This window comes from Enterobacter cloacae complex sp. 302F9 (assembly GCF_050030335.1).
Lineage (GTDB): Bacteria > Pseudomonadota > Gammaproteobacteria > Enterobacterales > Enterobacteriaceae > Enterobacter > Enterobacter hormaechei_C.
This window is the reverse complement of record NZ_JBLGUC010000001.1, coordinates 125,900-142,773: the sequence shown is the minus strand read 5'-3', so window position 1 is coordinate 142,773 and position 16,874 is coordinate 125,900. Positions and strand designations below refer to the sequence as shown.

The following is a 16,874-nucleotide window of genomic DNA, read 5'->3' as shown; positions in this document are numbered from 1 at the left end:
TGTGATTAACTGAGCCGTTTCGCCCATTCCAGACTGGCCTGCTCCAGCAGCCCATAAACATATTCAAATGCGTCCCGGTTTTTACGGTAGGGGTCCGGGATCTCTTTTCTGCCCGTCCAGTGACCAAAGAGCATCATTTTGCCGCGCGCCTCCGGTGCGATAGCCGTGACCTGCTCGATATGTTCCAGCTCCATCGCCAGAATCAGATCGTAGTCGCGCACCATGGCGGGGGTGAGCCTGCGCGCCACGTGGCCCTCAAGCTGGGTGCCGCGTTCGGCGGCGATCTCTGTCGCCTGTGAATCGGCGGTGCGCCCTTCCAGGCCACAAATTCCCGCTGAATCGACCCGGGCGGTGGGAAGCAGCCGGCGCAGCAGCCGTTCTCCAATGGGGGAGCGGCAGATATTGCCGGTACAGATCACCAGGATGGCGTTAAACGTTAGTTTGGCCATGTTCTGATATATCTCCCTGTTTCAGTCAGGTCATGTACGCCGGTAATGGTCGGCACAAGCTGAGAGATCACGCGGTTCCAGCGCACCAGCGGCGCGGTGGTGACATAGACGATGTCGTAAGGCTCAAGCTGAAATTCGGTGCTCAACACCATCGCGGTGGCATCCCTGGCGTTAAGCTGGTAGACGTTGGCGATTTTGCCGTTCTGCTTGCCCTGCAACGGACGAATCACAAAGATTCCGGTGGCGTCGGCCATATCCTGATTCACGCCCTGCGCATTACCCAGCGCTTCCGCCAGCGTCATGCCGCTACGGTCCATCTTCAGGGTGCTCTGTTTACCCACCTCGCCCATGACAAACACTTTCAGGTCGTCATTGCGGGGAATGAAGAGAATATCGCCCGGATAGAGGAGTTTGTTCTGGGTGAGATCGCCGCGCTGCATCAGCGCGTAGAGCGAAATGTGCGTATCCTGGCCGTTATGGGTCAGCACCACGTGGCGCCAGTCCGCCTCTGACGTCAGGCCGCCTGCCGCATTGATCGCATCCATTATCGTCAGCGGAATGTTGGTGATGGGCTGCTGGCCCGACTTAGCCACTTCGCCCGTCACGTAGGCTTTTTGCGAGCGGAACGCCGCGACGCTGACATCCACCTGCGGGCTCTCAATCACCGAGTCCAGCCGGGCGGCGATCTCATCGCGCACCTGGGCCAGCGTTTTGCCGACGACGCGAATTTTGCCGATATAGGGATAGAAGATCGTGCCATCGGCATTCACCCAGTTGCCCGTATCGCTGGCGCTACGGTACTGACCTGCGGGGGTGGTCAGCTCCGGGTGGTCCCAGACGGTCACCATCAGCACGTCGCCGACGCCGATGCGATATTGGTAGTTCTGGAGCTGGCGATCCAGTTCAGGATTCGCGCGGGAGTCGACTTTGCCAGGCAGCAACTGCTCCACCAGCCCCGGCGTGAGCGGATAGACGTTGACCATCTTATTCAGATCGTAATTGCTGTCAGGCAGATCGATAATATCTTTGCCCTGGGTGCGAAGTCCCTGGCCCGGTACGATAGTACAACCGCTTAACGCCATCATAGCCAACGCAAGCACGGAAAATTTAACGTTTTTCATTCAGGAAAATCATCTGGTTAAGTAATGCCTGTTTCATCCGGTACTACTGCCCTACCGGGGTTTCGCGTTCTGACGTCATGTCATAGAGCTGATATTTACGGCCTAACGTCTGGCCGCCATCACGCGTGAGAGGCGTCCACGAGACCACCGCCCGGTTGCGATTTGGGCCGATCGTCATCAGATCAAGCGGGATCGAGATGTAGAAGCCTTTGCTAAAGCCACCTTCGCCATAATCCTCTTTCGAGACGTTGGTCAGCGCCGCCCAGACGCCTACCGTCACGCCGCTGTCGAATCGCTTCGCGACGTCGAGGGTGGCGCCTTTATCCTTCGCCAGGTACTGCCCGACGCTAAGCTTCATCAACACACTGTTGAGCTTCGCCGGGTTCCAGTAGGCGGTGATAAATCCGGTTGGCGCGCTGTAGTCGGTAAAGCGCATCATGTCGTCCCAGTCGCGCTGTTTGACGTAGTTCGCATCCACGCCCAGCGCCCAGTCGCTATCCAGCGGGCGCCAGAGCGCCTCTGCTCCCACGCCGCCGTACATGGTTTCGAGGTAGCCGCCATAAATCTGGGCATAGAAGCCGTGCCCCAGCGCATCGACATAGTTGGCCTGTAAGTTGTTGAGGTAGAAGTCATTGCTGACATAATCGCGAATATGGGTTCTGACGCGCGGCAGGCTGGAGTCAGCGGGAAGCAGCGAGGATTTGAACTTGTCGTAGTTGTTATAGAGGTTGGCGAACACGCCGCCGTCGAGCAGCAGACGATCGGTCAGCCAGTAGCTGGCGCTGGCCATCACCCCCACCTGGAACATATAGAAATCTTCCGGACCGCCCAGCGACTGCGCCAGCGTCGGTTTGACGCTGTAGCTGAAGCGATCGGCGCGAATACGGTAGCCGCGCCCGAATGCTGTGGTATCCACAGGCTCGACGCGCTGCTGCCTGAGCGCCTCCTCCTGGCCGAGCGGCTGTCCCGCCAGCTGTTTGCGCAGGCTGGCGACATCGGTTTGCGTCGTGACCAGCGGCAGATGGTCACGCTGCTGGGTGATAGCGATCGTGTCGACCCCGTCGGGCAGGTTATTGATCAGAATACGGTTGGCGCGATCCACCGCTTCGCGCGGATCGCGATAGCGATACTGTTCGCCGGTCATGTATAAGGTATTGCCGTGCTGAAGGATCTCCGGCGCATCGAAGCCTGCGTTGTACTTAAGCGCGGTGAGCTGGTTTGCCGCCGAGGTATAGTCCAGCGTCTCGCCTGCCGGTGCCGGTTGCCAGGCCGGTTTCGGGTTATCACGCAGCGCGGGGCGCAGATCGTTAAAGTTGGTCCGCAGGGTGAAGCCAAACATCAGCGTATTGCCGCGCTCGTAGCTGAGGTTGAGATCGGCCCAGTCGGCAACGCGATAGACCGCCCCCACGTTGATATGGCTCGACTGCTTAATGGAGCCGGCAAAATCATCGGCATAATTGTTGCCGTCATACTCGAGCTTCAGGCGCAGGGGCTGCCAGGGCGTCTGATACTGGAGACCGCCAAACAGCGACGCCGGACCGCGAAACATATCGCTAAAGCTGATATCCCCGGCATCATGTGATTCGCCGCGGGTGCAATACTTATTGTTGTCGTGGCACAGCGGGTTACCCACGTTGTCGCTATTACCGGGATATCCCCAGGCTATTCCAAAGGTAAAATCGACCGGTCCGGCCATTTTACTGGCAACCAGATATTCACCGTCGAACAGGCCGGTGCCCGCAATATCGCGCTTGCCGAGCGCCACCTGCGGCAGGCTATAGTCCTCTTCCCACAGACGAACCTTAAAATCGAATGACTTATCCTTGTAGCTTTGATCGCCGCTGAAATCCTCGTCGCTGCTGTATTTGCGGGTGCGGACGTCGGTATAACGAATCGTCCCTTCCAGCCACGGAAAGAGCACGACCGAAGAGGAGTAAAAACGATACTGGTTGTTATCGCGGTAGTTGACGCTGAATTCCCCTTCCCGGCCAAAGCGCGCGTCGGGCATTTGCATCAGGCCGGTGCCGCCAAAGTCGGACTGTGAAGGTCCGGTCGGATCGGGCCAGGTACGCAGCTCCGCGTGGCAGGCAGAAGAGATCGCCAGAGCAAGGCCGCTCAGTAAAAAAAGTTTGTTCATCAGTCAGGTATCCGCCGCGTCAGGAGCGCAACGATTTGCTCATTCAGACCGGTAAAATCGTCCGGCACCGCCCGGGGATCAAACCCCACCCACAGAACAGCGCCCGGCTCTGCTTCAATATGGCGTGCGTTCCAGTACGCCACCGGCGCAACAACCCTACTGCCGTCAGGATCGATAACGGTCACGTTATTCCTGTCGGCGCCAGCCAGCCGCAGCTGCCCCTGTAAGTAATCCCTGATGCTTGCGCCCGGTCGCCAGGCCAGTTTCCCCGGTGTGGCGACCGCCCCCATCAGCGTGACGGTGCGGGGCGCAGGCGAGAGCCACAGATCGTAACGGCCCTCAAGGGAACGATCGCCGCGGGCGTCGGTACGCACGGCGTCTGGATCGAGGCTGACAAACTGCCGCCCGACGATCCGCAGTGAGCGGATCTGTGTAGCGACAGTGCGAATGGTCGCGATCCGCTCGTCATCGGCGCGATTCTGCCAGGCTGAAAGCGACGCCAGCACCTGCTGTTGCGTCTGTTGCGTTCGCCGCGTGGCGGAAGGGGTTGCGATGACAGCGCCCTGCCACCAGACGTTGTTCAGCTGCGGCTGGGTGACCAGCCGGGAGAGCGTATCGGCCTGTCCAGCAGACCACGTTTTGCCCGGCTGATGCACGGTAACGACGCTTGCGCATAAGGCGGGCAGGCTGAAGAGAGATAGCCCTACGCCAGGTAACCATTTTCTGAGTCTGTTCATGGGGCGGGCTTCAACATCGTCATGGTGACAGGGAATACGCCCGCGCCGAGCATCTGTTCGCTCTGGCGTACCTGGCCGGTGGCGGAATCAATCCAGAAGGTGTTATGCCAGCGACGATCGAGGCCGTCGGCCTGCACCGTCTCCTGCCAGACCTGACAACGTAGCGTGTTTCCGGCAAGGGTCAGGTTTTCCGTCCCGCTCAGGGAGAAGCGCGAGGTCAGGTGTGCGGAGCGATACCGCCCCTCTTCCTGCCAGCGCACATCGCGCGACCACTGGCTGCCGTCGCGGAGCTGCGGCGTGTGGCGCAGCGGATCGTGCTCAAGGTTGGTTACCTCAAGCAGGTTATAAGGGAGCTTGAGCGTGTGGATAAGGCGACCGTTATGCGTGACGATCATCGCATTATCCTGCGATAACCACTTACTGTTTCCCTGTTCGATGTATCCGAGAACCACCAGGATCCTCGGGCCATTATCCAGACGCAGGTACATGGTTGAGTATGGGAGCACCTGAATCTGCCCGTCCGTTACCGTCACATCCTGGCGCCCGTCCAGGCTGGCGTTAAAGGTCTCAATAATGCTCTGCTGGCTCGGCGTACATCCCTGGATCAGCAGAGTCATGATGAGCAGAATAAACAGTCTCACCAGAAATCCTTGATTAAATAACATTGAAATCAATTAAATACCCGGCTTTGATATCGCCACCGGGCCAAGTCGTTGCGCTGTTCAGCGCAAGGCTATATCGCCTTGCGCACCAGCCTTAGCGGGTAACTGTCGTCGTGGAAGTACCATTGCCTGAGTCATCGCCACTGTCGCTTGCCGCGACAACGGCTAACGTCGCTACGCCGGCAATCGCAGCGGTGGTGACAACAGCGGTTGTCCCAATCGCGCCTGCCGCCAGTCCCCCCGTAGTGCCAGCGGTAGTTCCCACCGTTGCTCCGGTTGTTGTACCGGTTGTTGCTGCGCTGGTACTACCTGCTTCGGTGGTAGCGCCTATAGCAGGCAGGGCAGTCGCCAGCGTGAGTGCCGTCAGCACTGTACAAAGCGTCCTTTTCATTTTTGGTCCTCATTCAAATGAAGGAAAATATGAGCACCTGGAAACCAGGTCCCGGTTAACGGGCATAAAGCCCGGGGCTGAATTCCGGCCCGACAGGGACGGAAAATCATCCATGTAAAAGCCCTGGGCTCTGAACACCAGCGCATATAAACCGCCAGGATATATTTCGGTACCCTTAATTGCTTCAATTGGAGTTCAGATAGTTAACCCCCTCACGGGGCGCAAAAAGAAAGGAAAACGCAGAGTGATGCGAAATGCACCCCAGCGGTAACTACCTTAAAAATTTTGGATAAGATAATTCTTATAATAATTTGACGCAATGATTTCCGGCAGAATAAATATGACTAATTGTTAACCAGAAAACACTCAACATATTATTAATAAAATAGTTAAACAACTGAAATTAAAAGCAAAAATACGAACAATACTCAGGCTGCATTGCCTATAACTCCTTCATTCCCGGCTATTGCTCTCGATTAATAGTGATTGAGATCAATTAAGCCGTTCTCTCAAAGAAAATAAAAACGCAAGCAGAGCAAATTCTGAAATTGGGTTCAGGGATAATATTTCCTCAAAATATATTTACCATGAATAATTCATTTATATTCATAATTATTGCGTATATAAACCGCGTCTCATAAATACGCTATTCACGGCAGCGGAAGTGTGCCCCCTCGCCAGTCTGTTCAGGAGCGCACGCAGATTAAAATCCACCGATGTGCTCTGCGGCCAGCCATTTTGCCAGGGCATCAATCTGAGGCTGATGCAGCCAGTTTACGATCTGGCGGGCCTTCTCCTGCCCGACACCCGGCAGCATCCGCCACTCCGCTTCGCTTCGCTGAATCAGCTCCTGCCAGGTGCGATCCCCTGCCGCCTTGAGCGTCGACCGGGCCAGCGGTATTCCCATCGCGGTGATCCAGCGGATAAAAGGTCGCTCCCGCGCCAGGTTAAACTGATGCCACAGCGCAGCGCCATGCGATGCCGATATCCCCGCCGTCGCGGTGAGCTGCGCCTGCGTGAGCTGTAGCCAGGAGAAGAGGTGCTCAAACCGATGCGCCTGATAGAGGGTCCGCCATCCTGATTCGCCCATTCCTTCGATATCTAACGCCTGCCTGGAACTTAGCCACGTCAGCCGGGCAAAAAATTGCTCCATGCACTCCGGGGAGGCATAGAAACAGGTTAAGCCGTTATAGCGCGATGAGGGCGGCTGCGGTTTACGGCGATCCACATTGCGCCACACCACGTTATCCAGCCGGGGAATACCTTGTCCCGCCAGGCTTACCAGCACCTGATCGCCGGGGGCAATATCCAGCCTCTGCCAGCGGTTAACCGACCCTAAGCTGACGCGCTGTACGCGTTTATCGTCGAGCATCAGCGGCTCAAGCTGCGCAATCGCGGTGATCCGCCCGGTACGGCCAACGGTAAAGTGAATCGCTTTGACTTCCGTCACCTGGGCCACAGGAAGGTATTTCCATGCGACGACCCAACTCCCTTCCCCCGGCAGCCACTCCTCGCCCGGCGGCTCTGCCGAGGCGCGAACCACAATGCCATCCGTGGCGAAGGGCAACGAAGCCTTAAACCAGGCCGTCCGTTGCGCTTCCACATCAGCCGCGTTTTTAACCGGCAGGGTATAGCGGGCCGTCAGGGTAAAACCTGCCTCCGCCAGCGCGGAAAGGCGTGCTTTCATCGCTTTTGGGCCGTCCGGCCAGGCCCAGATAAAAATGCCTGTCTGCTTCAGCGCTGCGCGATCGGTCGCGCGCATCATTGCCCCCGCTACCTTCGCACGCGCGTTCATCCCCCCCATCCGCTGCTGGATATGCCCGTCGCGCAGCAGAAAAAGTTCACCCTGCAACACGCTGTTGGCAAGCGGCCCGGCCAGCGTTTGCGGAATAGCGGGGATCATTCGCGCCTGTGCCGTCCACTCTTCCCCCTGTAAGCCGTCGCCCCGGCTAATCGCCTGCACCAGCTTGCCGTTTTTGTAGACCAGGGTGACCGCAACACCATCCACCTTTGGCTGTACCCAGAGATCCTGCTGCGTCGCCATCCAGCGGCTAAGCGCCTGCTTGCTTTCTACCTTATGCACGCCGGTATGGGCGAAGGGATGTTTCACCGTCCCACTGGCGGCTGGAAGATCGTCGTGCAGCGGTTCATCGTGAAAACAGCGCTGCCACTGTTTTAAGCGGGCGTTAAGCCTGTCGTAAACGTCGTCGCTCACCTCGCTGCGGCCCTGCTTCCAGTAATCTTCATTCCAGCGGGTCAGCTGCGCCTTCAGGGCCGCGATCTCCTGCCCGGCTTTAGCCGGTGACCAGACCGGGCAAATAGCCATCGCCCCGCTGCTTAAGAAGATCATCAGTATGCTTATCCATTTCACCATTATTACCCCTCCCTGTTTTGCGAAGGGTATACCCTGCCCGTGAGCCGCAGACCAGCTACAAAATTGCATTTTACGAGCGCGCTTCAGCGCATTGTTTTTATTGCAGCAAAAAGAAGGTAAAAGCTGAAAACGGCACGCAAAATTTAATCATCCAGGGGAAAAAGTGTGACAAAGGCTACGTCACACAGCGGCGACGTGTATAATAAGCCCGTATGTAGGACTTCTTCGTTAACACATACAAAAGACTCTCATGGCTCAAGGCACGCTTTATATTGTTTCTGCCCCTAGTGGCGCGGGTAAATCCAGCCTTATTCAGGCACTGTTAAAAACCCAACCGTTGTACGATACGCAGGTTTCTGTTTCTCACACCACGCGAGCACCGCGTCCGGGTGAAGTGCACGGTGAACACTATTTCTTTGTGAATCACGACGAATTCAGAGCGATGATTGGCAGAGACGCGTTTCTTGAACACGCAGAAGTTTTCGGTAACTACTACGGTACTTCGCGTGAAACCATTGAGCAGGTTCTGGCGACCGGCGTGAACGTGTTCCTGGATATCGACTGGCAGGGCGCGCAGCAAATTCGTAAGAAAATGCCTGATTCGCGCAGTATCTTTATTTTACCGCCATCGAAAGATGAACTGGATCGCCGCCTGCGTGGTCGCGGCCAGGACAGCGAAGAAGTTATCGCGAAGCGTATGGCGCAGGCAGTTGCAGAAATGAGCCATTACGCGGAATATGATTACCTTATTGTGAATGATGATTTTGATGCCGCGCTGAGCGATCTCAAAACTATCCTTCGCGCAGAACGTCTGCGTATGAGCCGCCAGAAGCAGCGACATGACGCATTAATCACCAAACTGTTGGCAGACTGAACCCACTTTCAGTATCATGCCCAGTCATTTCTTCACCTGTGGAGCATTTTAAGTATGGCACGCGTAACTGTTCAGGACGCTGTAGAGAAAATTGGTAACCGTTTTGACCTGGTGCTGGTCGCCGCGCGTCGCGCTCGTCAGATGCAGGTAGGCGGTAAAGATCCGCTGGTACCGGAAGAAAACGATAAAACCACCGTTATTGCACTTCGCGAAATCGAAGAAGGTCTGATTAACAACCAGATCCTCGACGTGCGTGAGCGCCAGGAGCAGCAAGAGCAGGAAGCCGCTGAATTACAAGCTGTTACCGCTATTGCTGAAGGTCGTCGTTAATTAAACCTGCGGGTCGCCCTTGTATCTGTTTGAAAGCCTGAATCAACTGATTCAAACCTACCTGCCTGAAGACCAGATTAAGCGTCTTCAGCAGGCGTATCTCGTTGCACGTGACGCTCACGAGGGCCAGACACGTTCAAGCGGTGAACCCTATATCACGCACCCGGTAGCGGTGGCCTGTATTCTGGCCGAGATGAAACTCGACTACGAAACGCTGATGGCCGCCCTGCTGCACGACGTGATCGAAGATACCCCTGCCACCTACCAGGACATGGAACAGCTGTTTGGCAAAAGCGTTGCCGAGCTGGTGGAAGGGGTCTCTAAGCTTGATAAGCTGAAATTCCGCGACAAGAAAGAGGCGCAGGCCGAAAACTTCCGCAAGATGATCATGGCGATGGTGCAGGATATCCGCGTCATTCTCATCAAACTGGCTGACCGCACCCACAATATGCGCACGCTGGGCTCACTTCGCCCGGATAAACGTCGCCGCATCGCCCGTGAAACCCTCGAAATTTACAGTCCGCTGGCGCACCGTTTAGGTATTCATCACATTAAAACCGAGCTGGAAGAGCTGGGTTTTGAGGCGTTGTACCCGAACCGCTATCGCGTGATTAAAGAGGTGGTGAAAGCCGCTCGCGGTAACCGTAAAGAGATGATTCAAAAGATCCTCTCTGAAATCGAAGGGCGTTTGCAGGAAGCGGGCATTCCGTGCCGCGTGAGCGGTCGCGAAAAGCATTTGTACTCTATCTACTGCAAAATGGTGCTTAAAGAGCAGCGTTTTCACTCGATCATGGATATCTACGCGTTCCGCGTCATCGTCCACGATTCAGACACCTGTTATCGCGTGCTGGGGCAGATGCACAGCCTGTACAAGCCGCGTCCGGGGCGCGTCAAAGATTACATCGCCATTCCAAAAGCGAACGGATACCAGTCTTTGCACACCTCCATGATTGGCCCGCACGGTGTCCCTGTTGAGGTGCAGATTCGTACCGAAGATATGGATCAGATGGCGGAGATGGGTGTCGCGGCGCACTGGGCTTATAAAGAGCACGGCGGCGAAAGCAGCACCACCGCGCAAATCCGCGCCCAGCGCTGGATGCAGAGCCTGCTGGAGCTGCAACAGAGCGCAGGTAGCTCGTTTGAATTTATCGAGAGCGTTAAATCCGATCTCTTCCCGGATGAGATTTACGTTTTCACGCCGGAAGGGCGCATTGTCGAACTGCCTGCGGGCGCGACACCGGTCGACTTCGCTTACGCCGTGCATACCGATATCGGCCATGCCTGCGTAGGTGCCCGCGTCGACAGGCAGCCTTATCCGCTGTCGCAGCCGCTTTTCAGCGGACAGACGGTGGAGATCATTACCGCGCCGGGGGCACGTCCTAACGCCGCCTGGCTGAACTTTGTCGTGAGCTCAAAAGCGCGCGCAAAAATCCGCCAGCTGCTGAAAAACCTCAAGCGCGACGACTCCGTTAGCCTGGGGCGTCGTCTGCTCAATCACGCGCTGGGTGGCAGCCGCAAACTGGCAGAGATCCCGCCAGAAAACATTCAGCATGAGCTGGAGCGTATGAAGCTCGCCTCGCTGGATGACCTGCTGGCAGAGATTGGTCTCGGCAACGCCATGAGCGTGGTCGTGGCGAAGAACCTGCAACAAGGCGAAACGACAGCCGTTCCTGCCACCACGCAAAATCATGGTCACCTGCCGATCAAAGGCGCTGACGGGGTGCTCATCACCTTCGCCAAATGCTGCCGTCCTATCCCGGGCGACCCGATTATTGCGCACGTCAGCCCGGGTAAAGGGCTGGTGATCCACCATGAATCCTGCCGTAACATCCGTGGCTATCAGAAAGAGCCTGAGAAGTTCATGGCGGTCGAGTGGGATAAAGAGACGGCGCAGGAATTTATCACTGAAATCAAGGTGGATATGTTCAACCACCAGGGTGCCCTGGCGAACCTGACGGCAGCGATCAACACCGCCTCATCCAACATTCAAAGCCTGAATACGGAAGAAAAAGATGGCCGCGTTTATAGCGCCTTTATTCGCCTGACCGCCCGTGACCGTGTGCATCTGGCCAATATTATGCGCAAGATCCGCGTGATGCCGGACGTCATTAAAGTCACCCGTAACCGAAACTAGCATTATGAATTCAAAACGTTACGAGCGAATCTGCGAAATGCTCGCCAGGCGTCAGCCTGATCTGACGGTCTGCATGGAGCAGGTCCATAAACCTCATAACGTCTCTGCTATCGTCCGCACCGCAGATGCCGTCGGCGTGCATGAAGTCCACGCCGTCTGGCCTGGCGCACGTATGCGTACCATGGCCTCCACCGCCGCAGGCAGCAACAGCTGGGTATCCGTGAAAACTCACCAGACTATTGGTGAAGCGGTCTCGCACCTGAAAGGGCGTGGCATGCAGGTTCTGGCAACCAACCTCTCTGCTAAAGCCGTGGATTTCCGTGAGATCGACTACACCCGTCCGACCTGTATTTTAATGGGCCAGGAGAAAACGGGGATCACGCAGGAAGCACTGGATTTGGCCGATCGGGACATCATCATTCCAATGATCGGCATGGTCCAGTCACTCAACGTGTCGGTCGCCTCAGCGCTGATCCTGTATGAAGCGCAGCGCCAGCGTCAGAATGCCGGAATGTACGAGCGCAGCAACAGCATGCTGCCGGAAGAGGAGCAGCAGCGCCTGCTGTTTGAAGGTGGCTATCCGGTGCTGGCTCGCGTTGCGAAGCAGAAGAAATTGCCTTACCCCCACGTCAACGCGCAGGGCGAAATTGAAGCCGATGCCGAGTGGTGGTCCACCATGCAGTACGCGGGGTAAATCATGAAAGGCCGCCTGCTGGACGCCATACCGCTCAACAGCCTGACGGGCGTGGGCGCGGCACAAAGCAGTAAACTGGCGAAGATAGGCCTGCACACCGTGCAGGATCTCCTGCTCCACCTCCCCCTGCGCTACGAAGACCGTACTCAGCTTTATAAGATTGGCGATCTGCTGCCCGCTATTTACGCCACCGTTGAAGGGGAAGTGCTGAACTGCAACATCACCTTTGGCGGACGCAGGATGATGACCTGCCAGATCAGCGACGGCACCGGCATTCTCACCATGCGCTTTTTCAACTTCAATGCGGCGATGAAAAATAGCCTTGCCACTGGACGACGCGTACTTGCGTACGGTGAAGCCAAACGGGGCAAATACGGCGCGGAGATGATCCACCCGGAATACCGCGTGCAGGGCGATCTCAGCTCACCTGAGCTACAGGAGACGCTCACGCCGGTCTATCCAACCACTGAAGGCATTAAGCAGGCTACGCTGCGCAAGCTCACCGACCAGGCGCTGGAGCTGCTTGATACCTGCGCCATTAACGAGCTGCTGCCGCCGGAGCTGGCGCAGGGCATGATGAGCCTGCCGGAGGCGTTGCGCACCCTGCACCGTCCACCGCCAACGCTTCAGCTTGTTGATTTAGAGAGCGGGAAACACCCCGCCCAACGGCGTCTTATCCTTGAGGAATTACTGGCTCACAACCTGAGCATGCTGGCCCTGCGCGCAGGTGCGCAGCGTTTCCACGCGCAGCCATTAAGCCAGCGTGATGAGCTCAAAGATAAGCTGCTGGCCTCACTGCCGTTTAAACCCACCGGCGCCCAGGCGCGGGTGACTGCCGAGATCGAACGCGATATGGCGCTGGATGTGCCAATGATGCGCCTGGTGCAGGGCGACGTGGGTTCCGGTAAAACGCTGGTCGCCGCGCTGGCCGCTTTGCGCGCCATCGCCCACGGTAAGCAGGTGGCGCTGATGGCGCCGACGGAACTGCTGGCCGAGCAGCACGCCAACAATTTCCGGAACTGGTTTGCCCCGCTGGGAATTGAAGTGGGCTGGCTGGCCGGGAAGCAGAAGGGCAAAGCGCGCCTTGCGCAGCAGGAAGCCATTGCCAGCGGGCAGGTGCAGATGATTGTCGGCACGCACGCCATTTTCCAGGAACAGGTGCAGTTTAACGGCCTGGCGCTGGTGATTATCGACGAACAGCACCGCTTTGGTGTTCATCAGCGTCTGGCGCTGTGGGAGAAAGGTCTGCAACAGGGCTTCCACCCACATCAGCTGATCATGACCGCCACGCCGATTCCGCGCACCCTGGCGATGACGGCCTATGCCGATCTGGATACCTCCACCATCGACGAACTCCCCCCGGGCCGTACGCCGGTGACAACGGTCGCCATTCCGGACACGCGCCGCAGCGACATCATTGACCGCGTGCGCAACGCCTGCACCCACGAAGGACGTCAGGCTTACTGGGTCTGTACCCTGATTGAAGAGTCTGAGCTGCTGGAAGCGCAGGCTGCCGAAGCCACGTGGGAAGAGTTAAAGCTCGCCCTGCCGGAGCTGAACGTCGGTCTGGTTCACGGGCGCATGAAGCCTGCCGAGAAGCAGGCGGTGATGCAGTCGTTCAAACAGGGCGAGCTGCATTTGCTGGTCGCGACCACGGTCATCGAAGTGGGCGTGGACGTGCCGAACTCCAGCCTGATGATTATTGAGAACCCGGAGCGCCTGGGCCTGGCGCAGCTCCACCAGCTACGAGGCCGCGTGGGCCGTGGCGCGATCGCCTCTCACTGCGTGCTGCTCTACAAAGCCCCTCTGTCGAAAACCGCGCAGATGCGTTTGCAGGTATTACGCGACAGCAATGACGGCTTCGTCATTGCGCAAAAAGATCTGGAGATCCGCGGCCCGGGCGAACTGCTGGGCACGCGTCAGACGGGTAACGCCGAGTTTAAAGTGGCGGATTTATTGCGCGATCAGGCCATGATCCCCGAAGTACAACGCCTTGCGCGTCATATTCATGAACGCTACCCCGAACAGGCGGCAGCGTTAATTGAACGCTGGATGCCGGAAACCGAGCGGTATTCCAACGCCTGACGGTCAGCCAAACATCGGCAGCATCAGGTAGAGCTTAATGACCAGCGCGTTGACGATATCAATGAAGAATGCGCCCACCATCGGCACCACCAGAAACGCCATGTGCGACGGGCCGAACCGTTCGGTGATCGCCTGCATATTCGCGATGGCCGTTGGCGTCGCTCCCAGACCAAACCCACAGTGGCCCGCAGCCAGTACCGCCGCATCATAGTTTTTGCCCATCATGCGCCAGGTAACAAAGATGGCATACAGCGCCATGAACACGGCCTGCACCGCCAGGATCGCCACCATCGGCAGCGCCAGCGAGGCCAGTTCCCACAGCTTGAGGCTCATCAGCGCCATCGCCAGGAACAGCGACAGGCTGACGTTCCCCAGCACGGACACTGCGCGCTCAAAGACGCGGTAGAAGCCCATCTGCGCCAGACCGTTGCTCAGGATCACCCCGATAAACAGCACGCAGACAAAGGTTGGCAGTTCGAAAGCCGTTCCCGCCAGCCATTGCGCAACGATTTTGCCCACGGTAAGGCAGATGGCAATCATGGCGATGGTTTCAATCATTACCAGCGAGGTGATGCTGCGGCCAACGTCCGGTTTTTCAAATGCGGTCGGCACCATTTCATCGTCTGGCCTGCCTTCCGGCGTGGTGGAGTGTTTCACCAGATAGCGCGCCACCGGGCCGCCAATCAGCCCGCCAAGTACCAGGCCAAAGGTCGCGCAGGCCATTGCCACTTCCGTTGCGTTTTCAAAGCCATAGCGTTCGATGAACAGCTTGCTCCACGCCGCGCCCGTTCCGTGGCCACCTGACAGGGTAATCGACCCCGCCAGCAGACCCATCAGCGGATCCAGCCCCAGCAGCGACGCCATACCGATGCCGATGGCGTTTTGCATCAGCAGCAGACCCACCACAACAATCAGAAACACGCCCAGCACCTTGCCGCCCGAACGCAGGCTTGCGAGGTTAGCGTTCAGGCCGATAGTGGCAAAGAAGGCCAGCATCAACGGATCTTTCAGGGACATATCAAAATCGATTTCCCAGCCCATGCTTTTTTTCAGCACCAGCAGGGCCAGCGCCACCAGCAATCCACCGGCGACAGGTTCAGGAATGGTGTACTTTTTCAGAAAGGAAACACTGTGTACCAGCTTGCGACCAAGCAGAAGAACCAGCGTTGCGGCAACAAGGGTCGACAACGTATCGAGATGAATCATAAAAGGCTCCTGTTATGCGCGTGTTCCATACACACGCGGCGTTATCCTGGGCCGGGTGATGCTCGTCATGAGCCGCCGGCGCGAAAAGTGTAATTTTTTTTTCCTGTTCGTTGTAGAAAACCTGCTCACACCGGCAGATTTTCTCTCTTTTTTTTGCTGGCAATCGTTTGCTTTTACCAGGTGGTCAGCTAAAATGCCCGCTTTTCCACCGTGGGATTGCCGCCGATGTCTGTTAACACTCTGGAGTCTGCTGATGCGCAACCGATTGCGCATCAGCAAAACAGCGAACTGATTTACCGCCTTGAAGATCGTCCCCCGCTGCCTCAAACCCTGTTTGCCGCCTGCCAGCACCTGCTGGCGATGTTCGTTGCGGTCATCACGCCGGCTTTGCTGATTTGCCAGGCGCTGGGGTTACCGGCGCAGGATACGCAACACATCATCAGTATGTCTCTGTTCGCTTCCGGCGTGGCCTCCATCATTCAAATTAAAGCCTGGGGTCCGGTGGGCTCGGGTTTGCTGTCGATTCAGGGCACCAGCTTTAACTTTGTGGCGCCGCTGATCATGGGCGGTACGGCACTGAAAACCGGCGGCGCAGATGTCCCGACGATGATGGCGGCGCTTTTCGGCACCCTGATGCTGGCAAGCTGCACAGAGATGATCATTTCCCGCGTTCTGCACCTGGCGCGCCGGGTGATCACCCCGCTGGTCTCCGGCGTGGTGGTGATGATTATCGGCCTGTCACTGATCCAGGTGGGTCTGACCTCCATCGGGGGCGGCTACGCGGCAATGAGCGACCATACCTTCGGCGCGCCGAAAAACCTGCTGCTGGCAGGCGTCGTGCTGGCGATCATTATTCTGCTTAACCGCCAGCGTAACCCGTACCTGCGCGTGGCATCGCTGGTGATCGCCATGGCGGCCGGTTACCTGCTGGCGTGGGCGCTGGGCATGCTGCCGGAAAACACCACCCCAACCAACAGCGCGTTGATTACCGTGCCAACGCCGCTCTACTACGGCCTGGGCATTGACTGGAGTCTGCTCCTGCCGCTGATGCTGGTCTTTATGATCACTTCGCTGGAAACCATTGGCGATATCACCGCCACCTCCGACGTGTCCGAGCAGCCGGTCTCCGGCCCACTGTACATGAAACGTCTGAAAGGCGGCGTGCTGGCGAACGGACTGAACTCGTTTGTCTCGGCGGTGTTCAACACCTTCCCGAACTCCTGCTTTGGCCAGAACAACGGCGTGATCCAGCTGACCGGCGTGGCCAGCCGCTACGTGGGCTTCGTGGTAGCGCTGATGCTGGTGGTCCTCGGCCTGTTCCCGGCGGTGAGCGGGTTTGTGCAGCACATCCCTGAGCCGGTGCTGGGCGGCGCGACGCTGGTGATGTTCGGTACCATCGCGGCCTCTGGCGTGCGTATCGTCTCCCGCGAGCCGCTGAACCGCCGCGCAATCATGATTATTGCGCTGTCTCTCGCCGTAGGGCTTGGCGTCTCCCAGCAGCCGATGATTTTGCAGTTTGCCCCTGACTGGGTGAAAAACCTGCTCTCTTCCGGCATCGCCGCGGGCGGTATTACCGCTATTGTGCTGAATCTCATTTTCCCGCCTGAAAAGAACTGATCCCCACACGGCAGGCTGTCAATGCCTGCCGTGACATCTCTTTACACCATTCCCGCCTTGAGC

Annotated in this window: 14 protein-coding genes; 6 read left to right on the top strand and 8 right to left on the bottom strand. The window is 57.5% G+C overall.

Going from position 1 to position 16,874, the window contains the following annotated elements; translation table 11 throughout:
* Window positions 1–5: 5 nt before the first annotated feature.
* From ACQG0T_RS00690 to ligB, 7 genes are all read right to left on the bottom strand, one after another.
* Complete coding sequence (locus ACQG0T_RS00690; RefSeq protein WP_252051682.1) at window positions 6–449, bottom strand: protein tyrosine phosphatase; 444 nt, start codon at window positions 447–449, stop codon at window positions 6–8.
* Window positions 437–1,570, bottom strand: coding sequence for a polysaccharide export protein (locus ACQG0T_RS00685; protein ID WP_023295705.1), 1,134 nt, complete (start codon window positions 1,568–1,570; stop codon window positions 437–439). The genes ACQG0T_RS00690 and ACQG0T_RS00685 overlap by 13 nt, the downstream gene beginning before the upstream one ends.
* 43 nt (window positions 1,571–1,613) lie before the next feature.
* Window positions 1,614–3,707: a YjbH domain-containing protein gene (locus ACQG0T_RS00680; protein ID WP_252051681.1), complete on the bottom strand. Its 2,094-nt coding sequence runs from the start codon at window positions 3,705–3,707 to the stop codon at window positions 1,614–1,616.
* The gene (locus tag ACQG0T_RS00675; RefSeq protein ID WP_252051680.1) at window positions 3,707–4,444 is read right to left on the bottom strand and encodes a capsule biosynthesis GfcC family protein; all 738 of its coding nucleotides are present in this window, start codon (window positions 4,442–4,444) and stop codon (window positions 3,707–3,709) included. Before ACQG0T_RS00675 ends, ACQG0T_RS00680 begins: the two co-directional genes overlap by 1 nt.
* On the bottom strand, window positions 4,441–5,085 hold the full coding sequence (locus ACQG0T_RS00670; RefSeq protein WP_023295702.1) for a YjbF family lipoprotein: 645 nt from the start codon (window positions 5,083–5,085) through the stop codon (window positions 4,441–4,443). The genes ACQG0T_RS00675 and ACQG0T_RS00670 overlap by 4 nt, the downstream gene beginning before the upstream one ends.
* Before the next feature lie 115 nt (window positions 5,086–5,200).
* Window positions 5,201–5,497, bottom strand: a complete 297-nt coding sequence (locus ACQG0T_RS00665; RefSeq protein WP_017383628.1) for a hypothetical protein — start codon at window positions 5,495–5,497, stop codon at window positions 5,201–5,203.
* A 703-nt stretch (window positions 5,498–6,200) separates the two neighbouring features.
* Window positions 6,201–7,871: an NAD-dependent DNA ligase LigB gene (ligB, locus tag ACQG0T_RS00660; protein WP_017383629.1), complete on the bottom strand. Its 1,671-nt coding sequence runs from the start codon at window positions 7,869–7,871 to the stop codon at window positions 6,201–6,203.
* Between the two features lie 250 nt (window positions 7,872–8,121).
* Here ligB and gmk point away from each other — a divergent pair, with 250 nt between their 5' ends.
* Genes gmk through recG form a run of 5 tightly spaced genes read left to right on the top strand, consistent with a single transcriptional unit; the run spans window position 8,122 to window position 13,988 of the window.
* Window positions 8,122–8,745, top strand: coding sequence for a guanylate kinase (gmk, locus tag ACQG0T_RS00655; protein ID WP_006177710.1), 624 nt, complete (start codon window positions 8,122–8,124; stop codon window positions 8,743–8,745).
* A 54-nt stretch (window positions 8,746–8,799) separates the two neighbouring features.
* A complete protein-coding gene (gene rpoZ, locus ACQG0T_RS00650; protein ID WP_000135058.1) occupies window positions 8,800–9,075 on the top strand; it encodes a DNA-directed RNA polymerase subunit omega in 276 nt (91 codons plus the stop codon).
* A 19-nt stretch (window positions 9,076–9,094) separates the two neighbouring features.
* Complete coding sequence (gene spoT, locus ACQG0T_RS00645) at window positions 9,095–11,209, top strand: bifunctional GTP diphosphokinase/guanosine-3',5'-bis pyrophosphate 3'-pyrophosphohydrolase (protein ID WP_003860921.1); 2,115 nt, start codon at window positions 9,095–9,097, stop codon at window positions 11,207–11,209.
* Window positions 11,210–11,213: 4 nt separating this feature from the next.
* A complete protein-coding gene (gene trmH, locus ACQG0T_RS00640) occupies window positions 11,214–11,903 on the top strand; it encodes a tRNA (guanosine(18)-2'-O)-methyltransferase TrmH (protein WP_003860922.1) in 690 nt (229 codons plus the stop codon).
* 3 nt (window positions 11,904–11,906) lie between these two features.
* Window positions 11,907–13,988: an ATP-dependent DNA helicase RecG gene (gene recG / locus ACQG0T_RS00635; RefSeq protein ID WP_015570052.1), complete on the top strand. Its 2,082-nt coding sequence runs from the start codon at window positions 11,907–11,909 to the stop codon at window positions 13,986–13,988.
* A 3-nt stretch (window positions 13,989–13,991) separates the two neighbouring features.
* Here recG and gltS read toward each other — a convergent pair whose 3' ends face one another.
* Window positions 13,992–15,194, bottom strand: coding sequence for a sodium/glutamate symporter (gene gltS / locus ACQG0T_RS00630; protein WP_006812438.1), 1,203 nt, complete (start codon window positions 15,192–15,194; stop codon window positions 13,992–13,994).
* A 225-nt stretch (window positions 15,195–15,419) separates the two neighbouring features.
* On the opposite strand from gltS, the gene xanP reads away from it, so the two are divergent.
* Window positions 15,420–16,811, top strand: a complete 1,392-nt coding sequence (xanP, locus tag ACQG0T_RS00625; protein ID WP_063932399.1) for a xanthine/proton symporter XanP — start codon at window positions 15,420–15,422, stop codon at window positions 16,809–16,811.
* Window positions 16,812–16,874 lie beyond the last annotated feature (63 nt).